Annotated in this window: 15 protein-coding genes; 11 read left to right on the top strand and 4 right to left on the bottom strand. The window is 65.5% G+C overall.

Features of this window, described 5'->3' with window-relative positions:
• Window positions 1–77 precede the first annotated feature (77 nt).
• The 5 genes from tig (at window position 78) to PUN51_RS06180 (ending at window position 5,111) form a co-directional block, all read left to right on the top strand.
• Window positions 78–1,472: a trigger factor gene (gene tig, locus PUN51_RS06200; RefSeq protein WP_275180255.1), complete on the top strand. Its 1,395-nt coding sequence runs from the start codon at window positions 78–80 to the stop codon at window positions 1,470–1,472.
• 233 nt (window positions 1,473–1,705) lie between these two features.
• On the top strand, window positions 1,706–2,329 hold the full coding sequence (locus tag PUN51_RS06195) for an ATP-dependent Clp protease proteolytic subunit (RefSeq protein WP_018761581.1): 624 nt from the start codon (window positions 1,706–1,708) through the stop codon (window positions 2,327–2,329).
• 38 nt (window positions 2,330–2,367) lie between these two features.
• Window positions 2,368–3,027 carry an ATP-dependent Clp protease proteolytic subunit gene (locus tag PUN51_RS06190; RefSeq protein ID WP_138606612.1) on the top strand — a complete coding sequence of 220 codons (660 nt, stop codon included), beginning with the start codon at window positions 2,368–2,370 and terminating at the stop codon, window positions 3,025–3,027.
• A gap of 175 nt (window positions 3,028–3,202) precedes the next feature.
• The gene (clpX, locus tag PUN51_RS06185; protein WP_224026309.1) at window positions 3,203–4,483 is read left to right on the top strand and encodes an ATP-dependent Clp protease ATP-binding subunit ClpX; all 1,281 of its coding nucleotides are present in this window, start codon (window positions 3,203–3,205) and stop codon (window positions 4,481–4,483) included.
• 13 nt (window positions 4,484–4,496) lie between these two features.
• Window positions 4,497–5,111 (top strand): mycothiol-dependent nitroreductase Rv2466c family protein, encoded by a 615-nt coding sequence (locus PUN51_RS06180; RefSeq protein WP_159631796.1) that lies wholly within the window; start codon window positions 4,497–4,499, stop codon window positions 5,109–5,111.
• Window positions 5,112–5,460: 349 nt separating this feature from the next.
• On the opposite strand, the gene valS is transcribed toward PUN51_RS06180, so the two are convergent.
• Window positions 5,461–8,082, bottom strand: coding sequence for a valine--tRNA ligase (gene valS / locus PUN51_RS06175; RefSeq protein WP_275180254.1), 2,622 nt, complete (start codon window positions 8,080–8,082; stop codon window positions 5,461–5,463).
• An 81-nt stretch (window positions 8,083–8,163) separates the two neighbouring features.
• Between valS and PUN51_RS06170 the strand changes: the two genes are divergently transcribed.
• Both PUN51_RS06170 and PUN51_RS06165 read left to right on the top strand, forming a co-directional pair.
• Window positions 8,164–8,352 (top strand): hypothetical protein, encoded by a 189-nt coding sequence (locus PUN51_RS06170; protein WP_275180253.1) that lies wholly within the window; start codon window positions 8,164–8,166, stop codon window positions 8,350–8,352.
• Window positions 8,353–8,370: 18 nt separating this feature from the next.
• The gene (locus PUN51_RS06165; protein ID WP_224026307.1) at window positions 8,371–9,129 is read left to right on the top strand and encodes an SDR family oxidoreductase; all 759 of its coding nucleotides are present in this window, start codon (window positions 8,371–8,373) and stop codon (window positions 9,127–9,129) included.
• 6 nt (window positions 9,130–9,135) lie between these two features.
• On the opposite strand, the gene PUN51_RS06160 is transcribed toward PUN51_RS06165, so the two are convergent.
• On the bottom strand, window positions 9,136–10,113 hold the full coding sequence (locus tag PUN51_RS06160) for an IS481 family transposase (protein WP_275180252.1): 978 nt from the start codon (window positions 10,111–10,113) through the stop codon (window positions 9,136–9,138).
• A gap of 93 nt (window positions 10,114–10,206) precedes the next feature.
• Window positions 10,207–11,214 carry an endonuclease/exonuclease/phosphatase family protein gene (locus PUN51_RS06155; protein WP_275180251.1) on the bottom strand — a complete coding sequence of 336 codons (1,008 nt, stop codon included), beginning with the start codon at window positions 11,212–11,214 and terminating at the stop codon, window positions 10,207–10,209.
• Window positions 11,215–11,646: 432 nt separating this feature from the next.
• On the opposite strand from PUN51_RS06155, the gene ileS reads away from it, so the two are divergent.
• From ileS to ndk, 4 genes are read left to right on the top strand one after another with little or no spacing between them, the layout of a single operon-like run.
• A complete protein-coding gene (gene ileS / locus PUN51_RS06150) occupies window positions 11,647–14,964 on the top strand; it encodes an isoleucine--tRNA ligase (RefSeq protein ID WP_275180250.1) in 3,318 nt (1,105 codons plus the stop codon).
• 3 nt (window positions 14,965–14,967) lie between these two features.
• Complete coding sequence (locus tag PUN51_RS06145) at window positions 14,968–16,326, top strand: bifunctional folylpolyglutamate synthase/dihydrofolate synthase (RefSeq protein ID WP_224026304.1); 1,359 nt, start codon at window positions 14,968–14,970, stop codon at window positions 16,324–16,326.
• A gap of 2 nt (window positions 16,327–16,328) precedes the next feature.
• Window positions 16,329–16,793, top strand: coding sequence for a DUF4233 domain-containing protein (locus tag PUN51_RS06140; protein ID WP_275180249.1), 465 nt, complete (start codon window positions 16,329–16,331; stop codon window positions 16,791–16,793).
• A gap of 51 nt (window positions 16,794–16,844) precedes the next feature.
• The gene (ndk, locus tag PUN51_RS06135) at window positions 16,845–17,261 is read left to right on the top strand and encodes a nucleoside-diphosphate kinase (protein ID WP_159631802.1); all 417 of its coding nucleotides are present in this window, start codon (window positions 16,845–16,847) and stop codon (window positions 17,259–17,261) included.
• Window positions 17,262–17,356: 95 nt separating this feature from the next.
• Here the strand turns inward: ndk and PUN51_RS06130 are convergent, their stop codons facing one another.
• Window positions 17,357–18,025 (bottom strand): vitamin K epoxide reductase family protein, encoded by a 669-nt coding sequence (locus PUN51_RS06130; protein WP_159631803.1) that lies wholly within the window; start codon window positions 18,023–18,025, stop codon window positions 17,357–17,359.
• Between the last annotated feature and the right edge of the window lie 26 nt (window positions 18,026–18,051).

The following is an 18,051-nucleotide window of genomic DNA, read 5'->3' as shown; positions in this document are numbered from 1 at the left end:
CGGCCAGGACCAGCAGGCCTGGACACACATTGCGTTTGCAGAAAACCCCCATCCCACAACCCAGGAGTACTTAGACCGTGAAGAGCGCTGTCGAGAACCTCACCCCCACGCGGGTCAAGCTCAATGTTGAGGTCCCCTTTGAGGAACTGAAGCCCAGCATCGACTCGGCCTACAAGACTGTTGCCTCGCAGATCCAGGTCCCCGGGTTCCGCAAGGGCAAGGTTCCCGCCAAGCTCATCGACCAGCGCGTTGGCCGTGGCTACGTCCTGGAGACCGCCATCAACGACGGCCTCAACGGCTGGTACCAGGCTGCCGTGCAGGAATCCGGCATCCGCCCCCTGAGCCGCCCCGAGGTGGAAATCACCGAGGTTCCCGACCCCTCCGCCACCGACGGTGGCCTGAAGTTCGCCGCCGAGGTTGACGTCCGCCCCGAGATCGAACTCCCGGACTACGCCGGCATCGAGGTCCAGGTTGCGGCTGCGGAATCCTCCGACGAAGACGTGGACAAGGCCCTGGACGAACTGCGCGGACGCTTCGGCACCCTGAAGTCCGTTGACCGTCCCGCTGCCGACGGTGACTTCCTCACCATCGACATCACCGCCACCATCGACGGCGAAGAGGTTGACTCCGCTGCCGGCCTGTCCTACCAGGTTGGCGCCGGCACCATGCTCGAGGGCATGGACGAAGCCGTGACCGGCCTCAGCGCCGACGAGGACGCCATCTTCGACACCACCCTGGTGGGCGGCGACCACGCCGGCGAGGCCGCCCAGGTCAAGGTCGTCGTCAAGGCCGTCAAGGAACGCGAACTGCCCGAAGCGAACGACGACTTCGCCCAGCTGGCCTCCGAGTTCGACACCCTCGCCGAACTCCGCGAAGACCTGGCCAAGCAGGCCGCAGAGTCCAAGATCGTGGAGCAGGGTGTTGAAGCCCGCGACAAGGTCCTGGACAAGCTGGTGGAACTCGTCGAGGTTCCGGTTCCGGACTCCGTCGTCGAAGAGCAGCTCGAAGCCCACTTCCAGGAGGGCAACGGCCACGGTGACGGCGAGCACGACACCGAAGAGCACCGCGAAGAGGTCCGCGCCAACACGGCCCGCGCCTTCCAGAACGAGATCATCCTCGACGCCATCGCGGAGAAGGAAGAAGTCAATGTCAGCCAGAACGAGCTGATCGACTACATCGTCACCACCGCCAGCCAGTACGGCATGGACCCCAACCAGTTCGCCCAGATCATCGATCAGAGCGGCCAGGTCCCCATGATGGTTTCCGAGGTCCGCCGCCGCAAGGCACTGGCCGTCGTGCTGGGCCAGGCCACGGTGACCGACACCGAGGGCAAGACTGTTGACCTGAGCGACTTCGTCCGCCCCGCCGGCGAAGAGGCACCTGCCGCAGAAGCTGCCGACGCCGACGCAACCGAAGCTGCCGAGGCAGAGGTTGTCGAAGCCGAGGACACCACGGCAGACGCCAAGGCATAGTCCTTTTTGAACCGCAGCAACGGCCCCCGGATCCTTTCGATCCGGGGGCCGTTCGCGTTGGACCGGAAGCGGCCCGCTGCTGATTCGCTGATCGTGCGCCGTCAGCGAACAGCCGTCGGTGCGCGAACAAAACACCCGTGAAACCGGTTAGTGTCCAAGTAGTGATTTTCAGTGATGTCACCGTCACCAGTGAGAGGTAAGTAAACATGTCACAGCACTCAGAGGCCCCCCGGATGGCGACCGTCGATCCTGCAGCCCAGGACAACTACATTTACAACCGCCTTCTCAAGGAGCGGATCATCTGGCTGGGCTCGGAGGTGCGTGACGACAACGCCAACGCGATCTGCTCGCAGCTGCTCCTGCTCTCGGCCGAGAACCCGGAAAAGGACATCTACCTCTACATCAACTCGCCCGGCGGCTCCGTCACGGCAGGCATGGCCATCTACGACACCATGCAGTTCATCCCCAACGACGTCGTGACCGTCGCCACCGGCCTTGCCGCGTCCATGGGACAGTTCCTGCTGTCCTCCGGCACCAAGGGCAAGCGGTACGCCACGCCCAACGCCCGCGTGCTGATGCACCAGCCGTCCGGCGGAATCGGCGGCACCGCTTCCGATATCAAGATCCAGGCCGAACTCATCCTGCACATGAAGAAGGTCATGGCGGAACTCACCGCCGAGCAGACCGGCCAGACCGTTGAAACCATCCTCAAGGACAACGACCGCGACAAGTGGTTCACAGCCACCGAAGCACTCGAATACGGTTTCTTCGACAAGATCGCCGCGCACGCCGGCTCCGTCTCAGGCGGCGGCGGAACGTCCAACGGTTCCTCCGGCGAGTCAGCCTCCCAGAACTAACCGGCATCCAGAACCCCTTTCGATCAGGAGCAAACACAATGAACTACAACTTCGGGTGGTCAGCCGGCAATCTTCCGTCCAGCCGCTACGTCCTGCCGCAGTTCGAGGAACGCACCCCCTACGGCTTCAAGCGCCAGGACCCCTACACCAAGCTCTTCGAGGACCGCATCATCTTCCTCGGCGTGCAGGTGGACGACGCTTCCGCTGATGACATCATGGCCCAGCTGCTGGTCCTGGAGTCCACGGATCCGGACCGCGACATTACGCTCTACATCAACTCGCCCGGCGGCTCCTTCACCGCCATGACGGCGATCTACGACACCATGCAGTACATCCGCCCCGAGATCCAGACTGTCTGCCTGGGCCAGGCCGCCAGTGCGGCTGCCGTCCTGCTGGCGGCGGGTACACCCGGCAAGCGGCTGGCACTGCCCAACGCCCGCGTCCTGATCCACCAGCCGGCACTGTCCGGCGGCCAGGGCGGCCAGGCCTCCGACCTGGAGATCCAGGCCGCAGAGGTCATGCGCATGCGCTCCTGGCTGGAGGACACCCTGGCCCAGCACTCCGGCCGCACGTCGGAGCAGGTTAACAACGACATCGAGCGCGACAAGATCCTCACCGCCGACGAGGCCCAGGCATACGGCCTCATCGACCAGGTTCTTGATTCACGCAAGATCAAGCCCCAGGCGATCACGAGGTAGCAGTACCGAAAGCCGGTGCGGTCCAGTTCATTTGGCCGCACCGGCCTTTTCATTCCACCCTTGGGGCCGAATGTGACCTAGAGTGGATGTTGTCACAAACCGTGCCGTGCCGGCCGGGAAAGATTTCAGCAATGGTGCAGGGCTGCCTGGCAGCAGGATACTAAGGGGTTCATATATGGCTCGGATTGGCGAGAGCACGGATCTGCTGAAGTGCTCTTTCTGCGGAAAGAGCCAGAAGCAGGTGCGCAAGCTCATTGCCGGCCCCGGTGTCTACATCTGCGATGAATGCATCGAGTTGTGCAACGAGATCATCGAGGAGGAGCTCGCGGAGGTCGCTGATCTCGGCAGCTTCGAACTGCCCAAGCCGCGTGAAATCTTCGACTTCCTGCAGGAATACGTCATCGGCCAGGAGCCCGCCAAGCGGTCCCTCGCCGTCGCGGTCTACAACCACTACAAGCGCATCCAGGCGGGCCATGCGCCGAAGTCCGGAAACCTGGGGGACGGCGGCCATCACGACGACGTCGAGATCGCCAAGTCGAATATCCTCCTCATCGGACCCACCGGCTGCGGCAAGACCTACCTGGCCCAGACCCTCGCCCGGCGGCTGAACGTGCCGTTCGCCGTGGCGGACGCCACCGCCCTGACCGAGGCCGGATACGTGGGTGAGGACGTGGAGAACATCCTCCTCAAGCTCATCCAGGCCGCTGACTATGACGTCAAGAAGGCCGAACAGGGCATCATCTACATCGACGAGATCGACAAGATCTCCCGCAAGAGCGAGAACCCCTCCATCACCCGCGACGTGTCCGGCGAGGGCGTGCAGCAGGCCCTCCTGAAGATCCTCGAAGGGACCGTGGCTTCGGTACCGCCGCAGGGCGGACGGAAGCACCCGCACCAGGAATTCATCCAGATCGACACCACCAACGTGCTGTTCATCGTCGCCGGTGCCTTCGCCGGCCTGGAAGAGATCATCGGTTCCCGCTCCGGCCGCAAGGGCATCGGTTTTGGCGCTCCGCTCAACGAGGCAAGCAAGAAGGTGGACTCCTACGGTGAGGTCATGCCGGAGGACCTGCTGAAGTTCGGCCTGATCCCTGAATTCATTGGCCGGCTCCCCGTGATCACCACCGTCTCCAACCTGGACCGGGATGCCCTGATCCAAATCCTTTCCACCCCCAAGAACGCCCTGGTGAAGCAGTACCAGAAGATGTTCCAGATTGACGGCGTCGAGCTGGTGTTCGACGACACCGCCCTGGAAGCCATTGCCGACCAGGCATTGGAGCGGGGCACCGGTGCCCGTGGCCTCCGCGCCATCCTGGAGGAGGTCCTGCTTCCCGTGATGTTCGATCTTCCCAGCCGCGAGGACGTGGCCAGCGTGGTGATCACCGAGGACGTGGTCCTGCGGGGAGCCGAGCCCACCATGATTCCGCACGTGGCCAAGCGCCGTAAGTCTGCCTGACCGAGAGGACTCCGTGACTTCACCTTCCAAGAACAAAGCCGACTTCTGGTTCGACCCCCTCTGCCCGTTCGCCTGGGTCACCTCCCGCTGGATCGGGGAAGTGGAAGCCGTCCGGGACATCGAGACGGAATGGCACGTCATGAGCCTGGCTGTCCTGAATGAGGGACGTGACCTGGAGCCCGGCTACCGGGAATCCATGGACAACGCGTGGGGCATGGTCCGCGTGATCATTGCCGCCCGGGAAGAGCATGGGCCGCAGGTCATCAAACCGCTGTACGACGCCATGGGAACGCTGATCCACAACCAGGGCGAAAAAGACCGGGCCGTGGTCATCACCAAAGCCCTTGCCGAGTGCGGCCTCCCCGCCTCCCTGGCCGACGCCGCTGCCACGGACGCCTACGACCAGCAGCTCCGGGCCAGCCATGAGGAAGGCATTTCGCTGGTGGGACAGGACGTTGGAACCCCGGTGGTGGCTTTCAATGGAACAGCCTTCTTCGGGCCGGTCCTGACCCGCATTCCCCGTGGTGAGGAAGCCGGCAGGATTTGGGATGCCACCACGGTTATCGCCGCGTATCCGCACTTCTTCGAGCTGAAGCGCAGCCGCACCGAAAGCCCGGAATTCGACTGAAACGCCGGACACTGACGCGCTGCAAGGGCCCCGGGATAACTACCTGAATGTAGTTATCCCGGGGCCCTTGCACGTGGTCCGGCGCAGGAGAACAATGGTTCCTACCACTTCGAAAGAAGTGGACGCAGGAACCAAAGATTCAGTGATATGTAAGTCGACGCAGCCATCGGCAAAGTTGAATGCAAGCTACCAGTGACGGGGTAGTAAGACCTGAAGTTCAGCGGATCCTGCCAGACCATCAGAGCACGTCACCGGATGGCCGAAAAAGTCGAAGCCCCACCAACGGCAAAACGCTGATGGGGCTTCCCCTTTGCCCGGAAACCGGGGCTGAGACGGATCCGGTCCGGTGTCAGGCCTTGGCGGGCTCGTCGCTCGGAGCCAGGGCGACGTCAGTGACCGTGAGGTCACCGTCGCCCACGGCCAGGGTGATCTCCCGGGCGTTGGACGCAGCCTTCAAATCACCCAGACCGGCCTGCAGCTGTGCGGTCAGCGCCTCCGGGGCAGTGATGGTGGCCGACAGCACTTCGGTGCGCTGCTTGACCTTGGCCTCGGACTTGGCCTTGCGGACACCGCTGAGTGCCACGCCCACGGTCGCAAGCATGGTGGTGTCCCCGCCGGGGATCTCCAGGGCGGCAGGCCACTGGGCCCGGTGCACCGACCCGGTACGCCACCAGCTCCATACTTCCTCGGTGGCGAAGGGCAGGAACGGCGCGAAGAGCCGCAGCAGGGTGTCCAGCGTGGTGGCCAGCGCGGCCAGCACGGAAGCCTGCTCCGCTTCGCCTGCGGCACCGTAGGCCCGGTCCTTGATCAGTTCCACGTAGTCGTCGGTGAACTGCCAGAAGAACGACTCCGTGAGCTGCAGGGCCCGGGCGTAGTCGTAGTTGTCGAATGCCTTGGTGGACTGCGCCACCACCTCGGCCAGCTGGGCCAGCAGCGCCCGGTCCAGGGGGTTCGCCAGGACGGAAAGATCGCCCGACAGTACCGAGTTCTCCGTGGCACCCAGGTTCAGGACGAACTTGGAGGCATTCAGGAGCTTGATGGCCAGGCGGCGGCCGATCTTCATCTGCGCGATCTCGTAGGCGGTGTCGGCGCCCAGGCGTGCAGAGGCAGCCCAGTAGCGGACGGCGTCCGAACCGTACTCGTTCAGCACGTCCGTGGGCACCACCACGTTGCCCTTGGACTTGGACATCTTCTTGCGGTCCGGGTCCAGGATCCAGCCGGAGATGGCCGCGTGCTTCCAGGGGGCACAGTCCTGGAGGGCGTCCGCGCGGACCACCGAGGAGAACAGCCACGTGCGGATGATGTCGTGGCCCTGGGGGCGCAGGTCGAACGGGTACACCTTGGCGAACAGGTCCTCGTCCCGGCTCCAGCCACCCACGATCTGCGGGGTCAGGGAGGACGTGGCCCAGGTGTCCAGGACGTCGGCGTCGCCGGTGAAGCCGTTGGGCTGGTCGCGCTGTGCCTCGCTGAAGCCCGGGGCGGCGTCCGCGGCGGGGTCGACGGGGAGCTGCTCGTCCGAGGGCAGGACGGGGTGGTCGTAGTCCGGGTTTCCCTGCGCGTCGAGCGGGTACCAGACGGGAATGGGCACGCCGAAGAACCGCTGGCGGGAGACCAGCCAGTCACCGTTCAGGCCGGCGATCCAGTTTTCATAGCGGGAGCGCATGAAGGACGGGTGGAAGTCGATGTCCTTGCCGCGGCCAATGAGGCGTTCGCGGCGGTCCTCGTCGCGGCCGCCGTTCCGGATGTACCACTGGCGGGACGTCACCACTTCCAGGGGCTTGTCGCCCTTTTCGAAGAAGTTCACCGGGTGCGTGATCTTCTTGGGTTCACCATCGAGCAGGCCGGCTTCCTTGAGCAGCTCCACCACGGCTTCCTTGGCGGAGAAAGCGGTCTTCCCGGCGATGGCGGCGTACGCCTCCTTGCCGGCCTCGCTGGTGATCCACTCGGGGGTTTCGGCAATGATGCGGCCGTCGCGGCCCATGATGGCGCGGGTGGGCAGCTGCAGTTCGCGCCACCACGTGACGTCGGTCAGGTCACCGAACGTGCAGACCATGGCGATGCCGGAACCCTTGTCCGCCTTTGCCAGCGGGTGGGCCTTGACCTCGAGTTCAACGTCGAACAGCGGGGACTTCACGGTCTTGCCGAACAGCGGCTGGTACCGCTCGTCGTCGGGATTCGCCACCAGCGCGGCACATGCTGCAAGGAGCTCCGGACGGGTGGTCTCGATGAAGATCTTCCCGCCGTCTTCGGTGAAGAAGGGGTAGCGGTAGTAGGCGCCCGGGACCTCGCGGTCCTCAAGCTCGGCCTGGGCCACGGCGGTACGGAACGTGACGTCCCACAGCGTGGGAGCTTCGGCCATATAGGCGTCACCGGCGGCCAGGTTTGCCAGGAAGGCGCGCTGGGACACGGCGCGGGACGTGTCATCGATGGTGCGGTAGGTCAGGTCCCAGTCGACGGACAGGCCCAGGGTCTGGAACAGGTTTTCGAAGACCTTCTCGTCCTCAACGGCCAGTTCCTCGCACAGTTCGATGAAGTTCTGCCGGGACACGACGTCGAAATCGCGCTGGTTCTTGGCCGGCTGGGCGGGCGGCCGGTAGTCGGCGTTGTAGGGGATGGCAGGATCGCAGCGGACACCGTAGTAGTTCTGGACGCGGCGTTCGGTGGGCAGGCCGTTGTCATCCCAGCCCATGGGGTAGAAGACGTTCCTGCCGGTCATGCGCATGTATCGGGCCTGGACGTCCGTCTGGGTGAAGGAGAACATGTGCCCCACGTGCAGGGATCCCGACGCGGTGGGCGGGGGAGTGTCGATCGAGTAGACCTGCTCCCGGGTGGTGTCGGGGTTGAACTTGTAGGTTCCCTCGGCCAGCCAGCGCTGGGTGAGCGCGGCTTCGAGGCCTTCGAGGGCCGGCTTGTCCGGAACATTGATGGGGGCGGTGGTGGGCGTGTCTGTACCCTGCGTGTCTTCAGCCATTTGCCAATTCTTTCATGCCCGCTTGCGTCCCACCCAACCCGTGCCGCCCGCACGGACGCGGACACGGGTAGCATGCGGGCCATGGGAGAGTTCCGGGCAACCTTCGGCGTGAAGCGCATCTACGACCCACCGGCGGACGACGACGGCTTCCGCGTGCTGGAACTGGCGCGCGCACACCCCCGGATCACCCTCCTCTACGCTGCCCGGAACACCGGGGCGAACAATGCGCACGTCCTGCTTGATTACCTCCGGGGACAGTCCGCCGGCTGATCCCGCTAGGGTGGTGCCATGACTGAGGACTTGCAGAAAAAGGCAGCATTGGTGACCGGCGCGAGCAGCGGAATCGGAGAGGCAACAGTGCGTGCGCTGCGCGCCGACGGGTGGACGGTCTTTGCCGTGGCACGCCGGGCTGACAGGCTCGCGGCGCTGGAAGGCCGGACAGGCGCCGTCGCGATTCCCGCAGACATTGCAGAGGACGACGACGTGTCCCGGCTCCTCGCCCAGGTCACCGAAGCGGGCGGCATCGACACGCTGATCAACATCGCCGGTGGTGCCCGGGGTGCTGACAAGGTAGGCGATGCCAACACCGCCGACTGGGAATGGATGTATCGCGTCAACGTCCTGGGAACCCTCAAGCTCACCCGCGCGTTCCTTCCGATGCTGCGGGCCACCGGCGCGGGAACCGTCCTGAACCTCACCTCCACAGCGGGGCTGGACGCCTACGAAGGCGGGGGCGGCTACAACGCTGCCAAGTTCGGGCAGCACGCCATGACCAACGCCCTCCGGCTCGAAGAGGCTGAGCACAACGTCCGGGTCATCGAGGTGGCGCCCGGGCTGGTGCAGACCGAGGAGTTCGCCCTCAACCGGCTCGGGGATGCGCAATCCGCAGAAAAGGTCTACCAGGGCGTGGAGAAGCCGCTCACCGCGGAGGATGTGGCAGACGTCGTCCGCTACGCCGTCAGCGCCCCACACCACGTCAACCTCGACCAGATCGTCATCCGGCCGGTGGCCCAGGCGGCTACGCACAAACTCATCCGTAAGGCCTAGGTGTACTCAGCCAGTAGGTTGGTTGCACCTGCTGATGGGTGGCTTGCCTCCAAGGCTCCCGTGGGGCCGGTGGTTGTTGTAGAAGTTTAGCCAGGGCTGCAGGGCGTCTGTCCGGGCCTGGTTTGAGGTGAATGGCTGGCGGTAGGCCCAGCCTTCCTGGAGCGTGCGGTTGAAGCGTTCTGCTTTGCCGTTCTGCCAGGGGTGGCGGGGTTTGATCAGGATGTGTTTAGCGCCCAGGGCAGCGAGTGCGTCCTGGAAGTCGCGGGAGAGCCGGTAGGCGAAGGCGTTGTCGGTCATGACGCGTTTGACGGGCGCGCCGCCGTTCGCTGCCATGGCGGCGGCGGCCCGGGTGAGGAACCCGGCGCAGGTCGGGCCTTTCTCGTCGGGCAGAACCTCGGCGTAGGCGAAGCGGGTGTAGTCGTCCACGGCGACGTGGACGTAGTCAAAGCCCATCCTTTGATGCGACTTGCGGTGGTTTGCCGCGCTCTGGGAAGGGTCGGCCCGCCAACCGCCGCCGTCAGGGATCCGGCCAAGTTTCTTGACATCGATATGGATCATGTCCCCTGGGGCGTCGCGTTCGTAGCGGCGGTCGGTAGCTTGGGAAGCGCGGATCCGTTGCCCGGTCACCGGGTCCAGATCCCACAACCTGGGCATGCCCGCCCTGGCCAAAATCCGGGAGACCGTCCGGGCGCTCGTGCCGCAGCGCAATGCCAGGTCCAGTGGCCCTTCGGGGTACTCCACGCGCTGGATCAGAACACCGGCAACGACTTCCGCCGAGGTGGCGTGGGGGCAGGATCTTGGTCGGGAGCTGCGGTCCTCGAGGCCGTCCCAGCCGTGGGTACGGTACCGGCTGAGCCAGCGGTGCGCGCAAGTCCGCGAGACGCCCATTTCCTTCGCCACGTGAGCGACGGGACGGCCGGCGAGGACGCGCTCGACGAGGATGCGCCTACCATTCCGGGTCAGGCGGGCATTACGGTGGGACATGAGGACCTCTTAGTCGTTGGCTGTGTGTGGTAACCACCAACCTAAGAGGTCCTCACCTATTCACGATGTAACCAACGTCCTGACTCAGTACACCTAGGGCACGGGGATGCGCAGGGTGGCCACCACTGCGGCATGGTCGGTTCCCTCGATCCGGTGGACTGAATAGCCGGAGGCGGTAATGTCGCGGCTGGTCACCAGATGGTCCAGCGTGATCCCGGGCAGGCGGTACCCACGCATCGGCCAGGTGGGCACCAGCCTGCTGCCCAGGGAGGCGGCCACGTCCACCAAAGTCCGGCCGCCTCCCTGGCCCGCCAGCAGCGCCCGGAATTCCCGGTGGTCGTAGGTCGCGTTGAAGTCCCCGGCCAGCAGCAGGGGACCGGACCCGCTGTCCGCCCTGGCCACCGTAGCCAGGTCCCGGCGCCACTGGCCAACGGCGTAACCCACCGGCGCCAGGGTGTGCACAGCCACCACCCGAAGGGCGGCCCCACTGCCGTCCGCCAGGTCCAAGCTGGCCACCGGCATGGTGAATTGGGTGGCCGGAAGCACCCCGCCGTCCTTCAGGCTTAGCGAGGAATAGATGGCGGTACCGCCGGCGCCGTCCCTGGGATGGGCAACCCGGTGCGGGAGCAGCCCGTCCAGGCCCGCCGCGGTGAGCCGCCGTGACAGCTGGGGCGTGTACTCCTCCACCGCCAGCAAATCCACGTGCTGTTCACGGACCAGGTCCACGATGCCGGCAGCGTCCGCATCCCCCAGCTCCGCGTTGATGCTCATCGCCACGAGGGAAACCGGCCTTCCGGCGGCCTCGGCTGCAGGCCCGCGGACGTCCACGGGGAAGAGCCAGAACGCCTGGCACGCCAGCAGGGACCCCGCCAGGACCCGCTGCCACCGGCTGCGCCCAAGGAAGGCCAGGACCAGCGCTGCCGCGGCAGGCACGGTGAGCCAGGGCGTGAAGGCCACCAGCTGGACCCCCAGGACGGGCCACTCGACGGGGACGGCGCGCACTACGGACACCGCTGCGACGGGCAGCGCAAGGGGAATGAACAGCCACCGGCATGCGGCGGCCGCGCGCCTCCGCCCGGCAGGGCGCCCGGAAGCTGTCATGAGCCGAGTCTAGGGAATGCGCGGTGGTGGCGTCAGCCCCAACGGCCCCTGGATGCTCTGAGTGGCACGGGACGCTGTGAATGGCAGGGTTGCGCTGAATGGCAGGGATGCGCTGAATGGCACAGGACGCTGCGGCGATAGTAGACTCTTTATGGCTATGACCCGGCAATCACCGGTGAGCTTCCGGAAGAACGCGCAGTGTGCCCCTGCAGGGTGGCTGTGCCAGTAGAACCGGACGGGTAAGCCCGTCACAGCAGTAATGAGAGGCCGGGGCGGCAGGTGTTCCTCACGGAAGACACGCGGCGCCGGTAAGTGAGGTGGTACCGCGGTGGGCGTGCAGTCTTTTCGGGACGGCGCGGCAGCCGTCCTCGCATCCTGAACGGAACCTCCGGCCCCGCCGGGGTTCACCACGCTCAACCCAGGATGTCGAACATGACGTTTTACCCCAAGGCCTCAGCCTCCAGCACCTCGTCCAACGGCAGTGCCGGCGTTTCCGCCTCCGTGAAGTTCCCGGAGATCGAAGAGCGCATCCTGAAGTACTGGGACCAGGACGGCACCTTCCAGGCCAGCATCGACCAGCGCAGCGCCGACGTCCCCGGCGGCGAGCCCGGCAGCAACGAATTCGTGTTCTACGACGGCCCGCCCTTCGCCAACGGCCTGCCGCACTACGGCCACCTCCTCACCGGCTACGCCAAGGACCTGGTGGGCCGCTACCAGACCCAGCGCGGCAAGCGCGTGGAGCGCCGCTTTGGCTGGGACACCCACGGCCTCCCCGCCGAACTTGAAGCCATGAAGCAGCTGGGCATGACGGACAAGACCCAGATCGAAGCCATGGGCATCGACAAGTTCAATGACGCCTGCCGCGCCTCCGTGATGAAGTACGCCGACGAATGGCGCAGCTATGTCACCCGGCAGGCGCGCTGGGTGGACTTCGACAACGACTACAAGACCCTCAACGTCGAGTACATGGAATCGGTCCTCTGGGCGTTCAAGCAGCTGCACGACAAGGGCCTGACCTACAACGGCTACCGCGTCCTCCCGTACTGCTGGAAGGACGAAACGCCGCTGTCCAACCATGAGCTGCGCATGGACGACGACGTCTACAAGAACCGCCAGGACCAGACCGTCACCGTCACGTTCCCCATCCTCGCGGGGGAGTCGGAGGTTTCCAGGGAGCTTGCCGGCGTGCAGGCCCTCGCCTGGACCACCACCCCCTGGACGCTGCCCACCAACGCCGCGCTCGCCGTCGGGCCTTCCATCACCTACGCCGTGCTGCCGGCCGGCCCCAACGGCATCAAGGCGGCCTCCGCAGACGCCCCGGTCACCGGGAGCTTCATGCTCGCAGCGGACCTGCTGGGCAGCTATGCCAAGGACCTTGGCTACGACAGCTTCGAGGACGCGGAAGCCGCAGTGGTCTCCACCCACACCGGCGCCGAGCTGGAGGGACTGGAATACCAGCGCCTCTGGGACGACTTCGCGGACAACGAGAAGTACGGCATGGAGAACGCCTGGCGCTTCGTGGTGGCCGACTACGTCACCACCACGGACGGCACCGGCATTGTGCACCAGGCGCCCGCCTACGGTGAAGACGACCAGAAAGTCTGCGAGGAGGCAGGCATCCCCGTGGTGCTCTCCGTGGATGAGGGTGCAAAGTTCCTGCCACTGTTCAAGCACGGCGACCTCCACGACATCGTGGGGCTGCAGGTCTTCGAGGCCAACAAGCCCATCACCCAGGTGCTCCGTGCCCAGGGCCGCCTGGTCCGCCAGGCCAGCTACGAGCACAGCTACCCGCACTGCTGGCGCTGCCGCAACCCGCTGATTTACCGTGCGGTGTCCTCCTGGTACGTGGAGGTCACCAAGTTCAAGGACCGGATGTCCGAACTGAACCAGGAGATCAACTGGATCCCCGGCAACGTCAAGGACGGCCAGTTCGGCAAGTGGCTGGAAAACGCCCGCGACTGGTCCATCAGCCGCAACCGCTTCTGGGGCAGCCCCATCCCGGTGTGGCAGTCAACGGACCCCGAGTACCCCCGCACCGACGTCTACGGCTCCCTGGCCGAGATCGAGGCGGACTTCGGCCGGCTGCCGCTGAACAAGGCCGGCGAGGTGGACCTGCACCGCCCGTTCATCGACGAGCTGACCCGGCCCAACCCGGACGACCCCCGCACGCCCGAAGAAGGCCAGTCCGTGATGCGCCGCGTGGAGGACGTCCTGGACGTCTGGTTCGACTCCGGATCCATGCCGTATGGCCAGGTGCATTACCCGTTCGAGAACGAGGCCTGGTTCAACACCCACAACCCGGCTGACTTCATCGTCGAATACATCGGGCAGACCCGCGGCTGGTTCTACATGCTGCACATCCTGTCCACGGCGCTGTTCGACCGGCCGGCGTTCCGCAACGTCATCAGCCACGGCATCGTGCTGGGCTCCGACGGCCAGAAGATGTCCAAGAGCCTGCGCAACTACCCGGACGTGTCCGAGGTCCTGGACCGCGACGGCTCCGACGCCATGCGCTGGTTCCTGATGTCCAGCCCGATCCTGCGCGGCGGCAACCTGATCGTCACCGAGCAGGGCATCCGCGACGGCGTCCGCCAGGTCATCCTGCCGCTGTGGAACGTGTACAGCTTCTTCACGCTCTACACCAACGCGGCAAACAGTGGCGGGGGATACGATGCGAAGCTGCGCTACGACGGCTATGCGGACACCCTGGACCAGTACCTGCTGGCCAACACCGGCGACCTGGTTCGGAACATGACCGTGCAGCTGGACACCTATGACATCTCCGGTGCGTGCGACTCCCTGCGCAGCTACCTGGACATGCTCACCAACTGGTACGTGCGCCGCAGCCGGCAGCGGTTCTTCGACGAGGACCAGGACGCCTTCGACGCCCTGTTCACCGCGCTGGAGACCGTCACCCGTGCTGCTGCGTCGCTGCTGCCCCTGGTTTCCGAGGAGATCTGGCGCGGCCTGACCGGCGGCCGCTCCGTGCACCTGGCTGACTGGCCGGACGCTGACCTCTTCCCGGCCAACCCGGCCCTGGTGGAGGCAATGGACCGGGTCCAGCAGATCTGCTCCACCGGGTCCTCGCTCCGCAAGGCAGCCAACCTGCGTGTCCGCCTGCCCTTGCAGGAACTCACCGTTGTGGCACCCGGGGCGGATGCGCTGGAAGGCTTTGCCGCCGTCGTCGCCGATGAACTCAACCTCCGGTCCGTCCGCCTGCTGGACGCGGCCACCGCTTCCCCCGAGGAATTCGGCATCCAGCAGAAGCTGGTGGTGAACGCCCGTGCTGCCGGCCCGCGCCTGGGCAAGAATGTCCAGGTTGCCATCAAGGGTTCGAAGTCCGGTGACTGGTCAGTGGACGACGACGGCGTGGTTACCTCCGGGGGCCTGCGGCTGGAGCCCCAGGAATACACGCTGGAGACCGTGGTGGCAGAGTCCGAGGGCGGCTCCGCCGCTGTCGCCGTGCTGCCCGGAGGCGGGTTCGTGGTCCTGAACACGGAAGTCACGCCCGAGCTGGAGGCCGAAGGCCTGGCACGCGACATGGTCCGCGCCATCCAGCAGGCCCGCAAGGACGCCGGGCTCAACGTCAGCGACCGGATCCGGACCACCGTCACGGCCCCGCAGAACGTGGTGGACGCCCTGCTGGCCAACGCTGAACTGGTCAAGGGCGAGACCCTGACGGTGGAGCTGGCCGCTGAGCCGGGCGATGTGCCAGAACCGGCCGTCGCGGTCGAAAGAATGGAGGCCTAGGACATGACCGACGAATTTTCCGTGGAAAGCGTCTACGCCGAACTGCTGGGCCGGGCGCCGGAAAACAAGATGGAGCCGCGCCTGGCGCCGCTGTTCCGCGCCATGGACGTGCTCGGCGAACCCAACAAGGCCTTCCCGATCATCCATGTGACCGGAACCAACGGGAAGACCTCCACCTCCCGGATGATCGAATCCGTGCTCCGCGCCCATGGCCTGAGCACGGGACGCTACACCAGCCCGCACCTGTCCAAGGTCACCGAACGGATCAGCATCGACGGCCACCCCGTCTCCGATGAGACGTTCGTCAGGATCTGGGACGAAATCCGGCCCTACCTGCAGATCGTGGACTCCGAGCTGGAAGCCGAAGGTCAGCCGCGGCTGACCTACTTCGAGTGCCTCACCATCCTGGGCTTCGCCATCTTCGCCGACCAGCCCGTCAACGTGGCCATCATCGAGGTGGGCCTTGGCGGCATCACCGACGCCACCAACGTCGGTGACGGCCAGGTGTCGGTGGTGACGCCGATTTCGCTGGACCACACCGACCTGCTGGGCGACACCACCGAGGACATCGCCTACGAAAAGGCCGGCATCATCAAGCCCGGCGGCTACCTCATCAGCGCAGCGCAGCCCCTTGATGCGGCCCAGGTGCTGCTGGAAAAGGCCAAGGAAGTGGGCGTGCCCTTCCGCTTCGAAGGCGTGGAGTTCGGCGTGGAGTCCCGGACTGTGGCCGTTGGCGGCCAGATGGTCACCATCCAGGGCATCGCCGGCCGCTACCCTGACCTCCTGGTACCGCTGCACGGCGCCCACCAGGCGCAGAACGCCGCCGTGGCGGTGGCCGCACTGGAAGCGTTCTTTGGCGGCGAAAAGGAGCTCGACTTCGAGGTCCTGCAGGAAGGCTTCGCCGCTGTGACGTCACCGGGCCGCCTCGAAGTGGTACGCACGGCACCCACCATCATTGTGGATGCCGCGCACAATCCCGACGGCATCAAGGCCTCTGCTGCAGCCCTGCAGGAAGCGTTCACGTTCACGCGCCTGGTGCCCGTGGTGGGCGTGCTCAAGGAAAAGGACGCAGAAGAAATCCTGCGGGAGCTAAGGGAATCCCTGGGGGACGTGGCCGTGGAGTACTGCTTCACCCAGTCCAACTCACCGCGCGCCGTACCGGCAGCGGAACTGGCAGAGCTTGCCATCGACCTGGGCTTCGGCGAGGACAACGTCCACGTCGCCGAGAAACTGGATGACGCCCTGGAATGGGCCGTGGAGCGGGCCGAAGCCAACGAGGACCTGTCCGGGGCCGTCCTGGTCACCGGATCGATCACCTTGGTGGCAGAGGCCCGGATCCTGCTCGGAAAAACGGAGGCGTGAGCATGGCCAGACTGACAAAAGCCCAGCGGGAATGGCGTCCCGGCATGCCCAAGAAGCGCCGTTCCACCAAGGTGATGTTTGCTTCCACGGTGCTGCTCCTGGAAGCGTTCGTCATGTTCTTCGCCACCCTGGTGGTGTTCGGCCTGCGCCGTGGGGAGTTCCCGCCGGCCCTGATCCTCGGCGTGGGCATCGCCCTCAGCGTGGTCATGATCTTCGCCTGTGCAGTCCTCAACAAACCCTGGGGCATCGGCCTGGGCTGGATCCTGCAGCTCGTCCTGATCCTCACCGGCATTTTCGAGCCGGCCATGTTCCTGGTGGGTGCACTCTTCGCCGTGGCCTGGTGGTACGGGATCCGGACCGGCATCCGGCTGGACCGGGAAGCCGCGCAGCGCGCACGCGAACAGGCGGAATGGGAAGCCGCCCACCCGGACCAGGCCACCGGTCCCGCCCAGCCCCAATCCCCGTAAGCCCGTCCCCGTAGACTTATCCCGAAACCCCACCAACGCATTGGAGCAGTTGTGACTACTGAGCGCACCCTCGTCCTGATCAAGCCCGACGGCGTCGCCCGTAACCTGACCGGCGCCATCCTGGCCCGGATTGAAGCCAAGGGCTACAGCCTTGTTGAGCTGAAGAAGGTCGACGCCACCCGTGAGCTGCTGGAGCAGCACTACGAGGAGCACGTGGGCAAGCCGTTCTACGAGCCCCTGGTGGAATTCATGCTCAGCGGCCCCGTGGTGGCGGCCATCTTCGAAGGCCACCGCGTCATCGAAGGCTTCCGCTCCCTGGCGGGCACCACGGATCCCACGACGGCGGCCCCGGGCACCATCCGCGGTGACTTTGGCCGGGACTGGGGCCTGAAGGTACAGCAGAACCTGGTGCACGGCTCCGACTCCACGGATTCCGCGGACCGCGAGATCAAGATCTGGTTCCAGTAAGCCAGGGGAGATAACAGATAAGGCCAATGTTCTTCGTGAACATTGGCCTTATCTGTTATACGTATGCGGCGCAGGGGAGCTCGGGGATTAGGGGTCTAGAACCCCGACGTTCCTGCGAAGACCTGGATGAACGCGAAGAAGATGGTGGCGATGACGGCCACGTACAGCAGCGCGGTGATGATCCAGCCGGAATCACCCAGGACCCGGGCTGCACCTGCAGGCATGGGAATGACACCGGCCGTGATGTTCCGGATGGTTGTCCACACGAAAAGCGGGATCATGGCCGCCCAGACGATCATGCAGAACGGGCACAGGATGTGGATGGCGTACAGAGCCTGGGACCACAGCCAAACGACGAACGCGAAGCCGAGCGTGACGCCCACCTGCAGTCCCAGCCAGTACCAGCGGGCGAAGGTCGCCCCGGACAGCAGGGCCATGCCCACCGTGATGGTGATGGCGAAGGCCACGATCCCGATGAACATGTTGGGGAAGCCGAACAGCGAACTTTGCCAGGTCTGCATGACCTGGCCGCAGGAGATCCAGGGATTCACGTCGCACACGGTGGTGTGGTTGGGGTCCTTGAGCACTTCGAGTTTTTCCAGGACCAGGGTCCCGGAGGCAAGCCAGCCGACGATTCCGGTGATGACCAGCAGCCAGCCGAAGGGCCGGTTCCGGGCCATGCGCGGGATGCTGCCGGCGGCGCTGGTCTGCGGATCGGCGGCGCGTTCCTCTTCATGGGCGCTGACGGGGGAGATGCTGGGCATGGGTGTTGCGTCCTTTTCGTCCGGTG

This window comes from Arthrobacter sp. NQ4 (genome assembly GCF_029077345.1).
Taxonomy (GTDB): Bacteria; Actinomycetota; Actinomycetes; order Actinomycetales; family Micrococcaceae; genus Arthrobacter.
The sequence above is the reverse complement of the archived record's forward strand: the minus strand, read 5'-3'. Positions and strand labels throughout refer to the sequence as shown.

Coding starts and splice junctions, on each gene's coding strand:
- PUN51_RS06195 (WP_018761581.1), top strand. CDS start 1,706: ATGGCGACCGTCGATCCTGCAGCCCAGGACAACTACATTTACAACCGC.
- PUN51_RS06190 (WP_138606612.1), top strand. CDS start 2,368: ATGAACTACAACTTCGGGTGGTCAGCCGGCAATCTTCCGTCCAGCCGC.
- clpX (WP_224026309.1), top strand. CDS start 3,203: ATGGCTCGGATTGGCGAGAGCACGGATCTGCTGAAGTGCTCTTTCTGC.
- valS (WP_275180254.1), bottom strand. CDS start 8,082: ATGGCTGAAGACACGCAGGGTACAGACACGCCCACCACCGCCCCCATC.
- PUN51_RS06170 (WP_275180253.1), top strand. CDS start 8,164: ATGGGAGAGTTCCGGGCAACCTTCGGCGTGAAGCGCATCTACGACCCA.
- PUN51_RS06165 (WP_224026307.1), top strand. CDS start 8,371: ATGACTGAGGACTTGCAGAAAAAGGCAGCATTGGTGACCGGCGCGAGC.
- PUN51_RS06160 (WP_275180252.1), bottom strand. CDS start 10,113: ATGTCCCACCGTAATGCCCGCCTGACCCGGAATGGTAGGCGCATCCTC.
- PUN51_RS06155 (WP_275180251.1), bottom strand. CDS start 11,214: ATGACAGCTTCCGGGCGCCCTGCCGGGCGGAGGCGCGCGGCCGCCGCA.
- ileS (WP_275180250.1), top strand. CDS start 11,647: ATGACGTTTTACCCCAAGGCCTCAGCCTCCAGCACCTCGTCCAACGGC.
- PUN51_RS06145 (WP_224026304.1), top strand. CDS start 14,968: ATGACCGACGAATTTTCCGTGGAAAGCGTCTACGCCGAACTGCTGGGC.
- PUN51_RS06140 (WP_275180249.1), top strand. CDS start 16,329: ATGGCCAGACTGACAAAAGCCCAGCGGGAATGGCGTCCCGGCATGCCC.
- PUN51_RS06130 (WP_159631803.1), bottom strand. CDS start 18,025: ATGCCCAGCATCTCCCCCGTCAGCGCCCATGAAGAGGAACGCGCCGCC.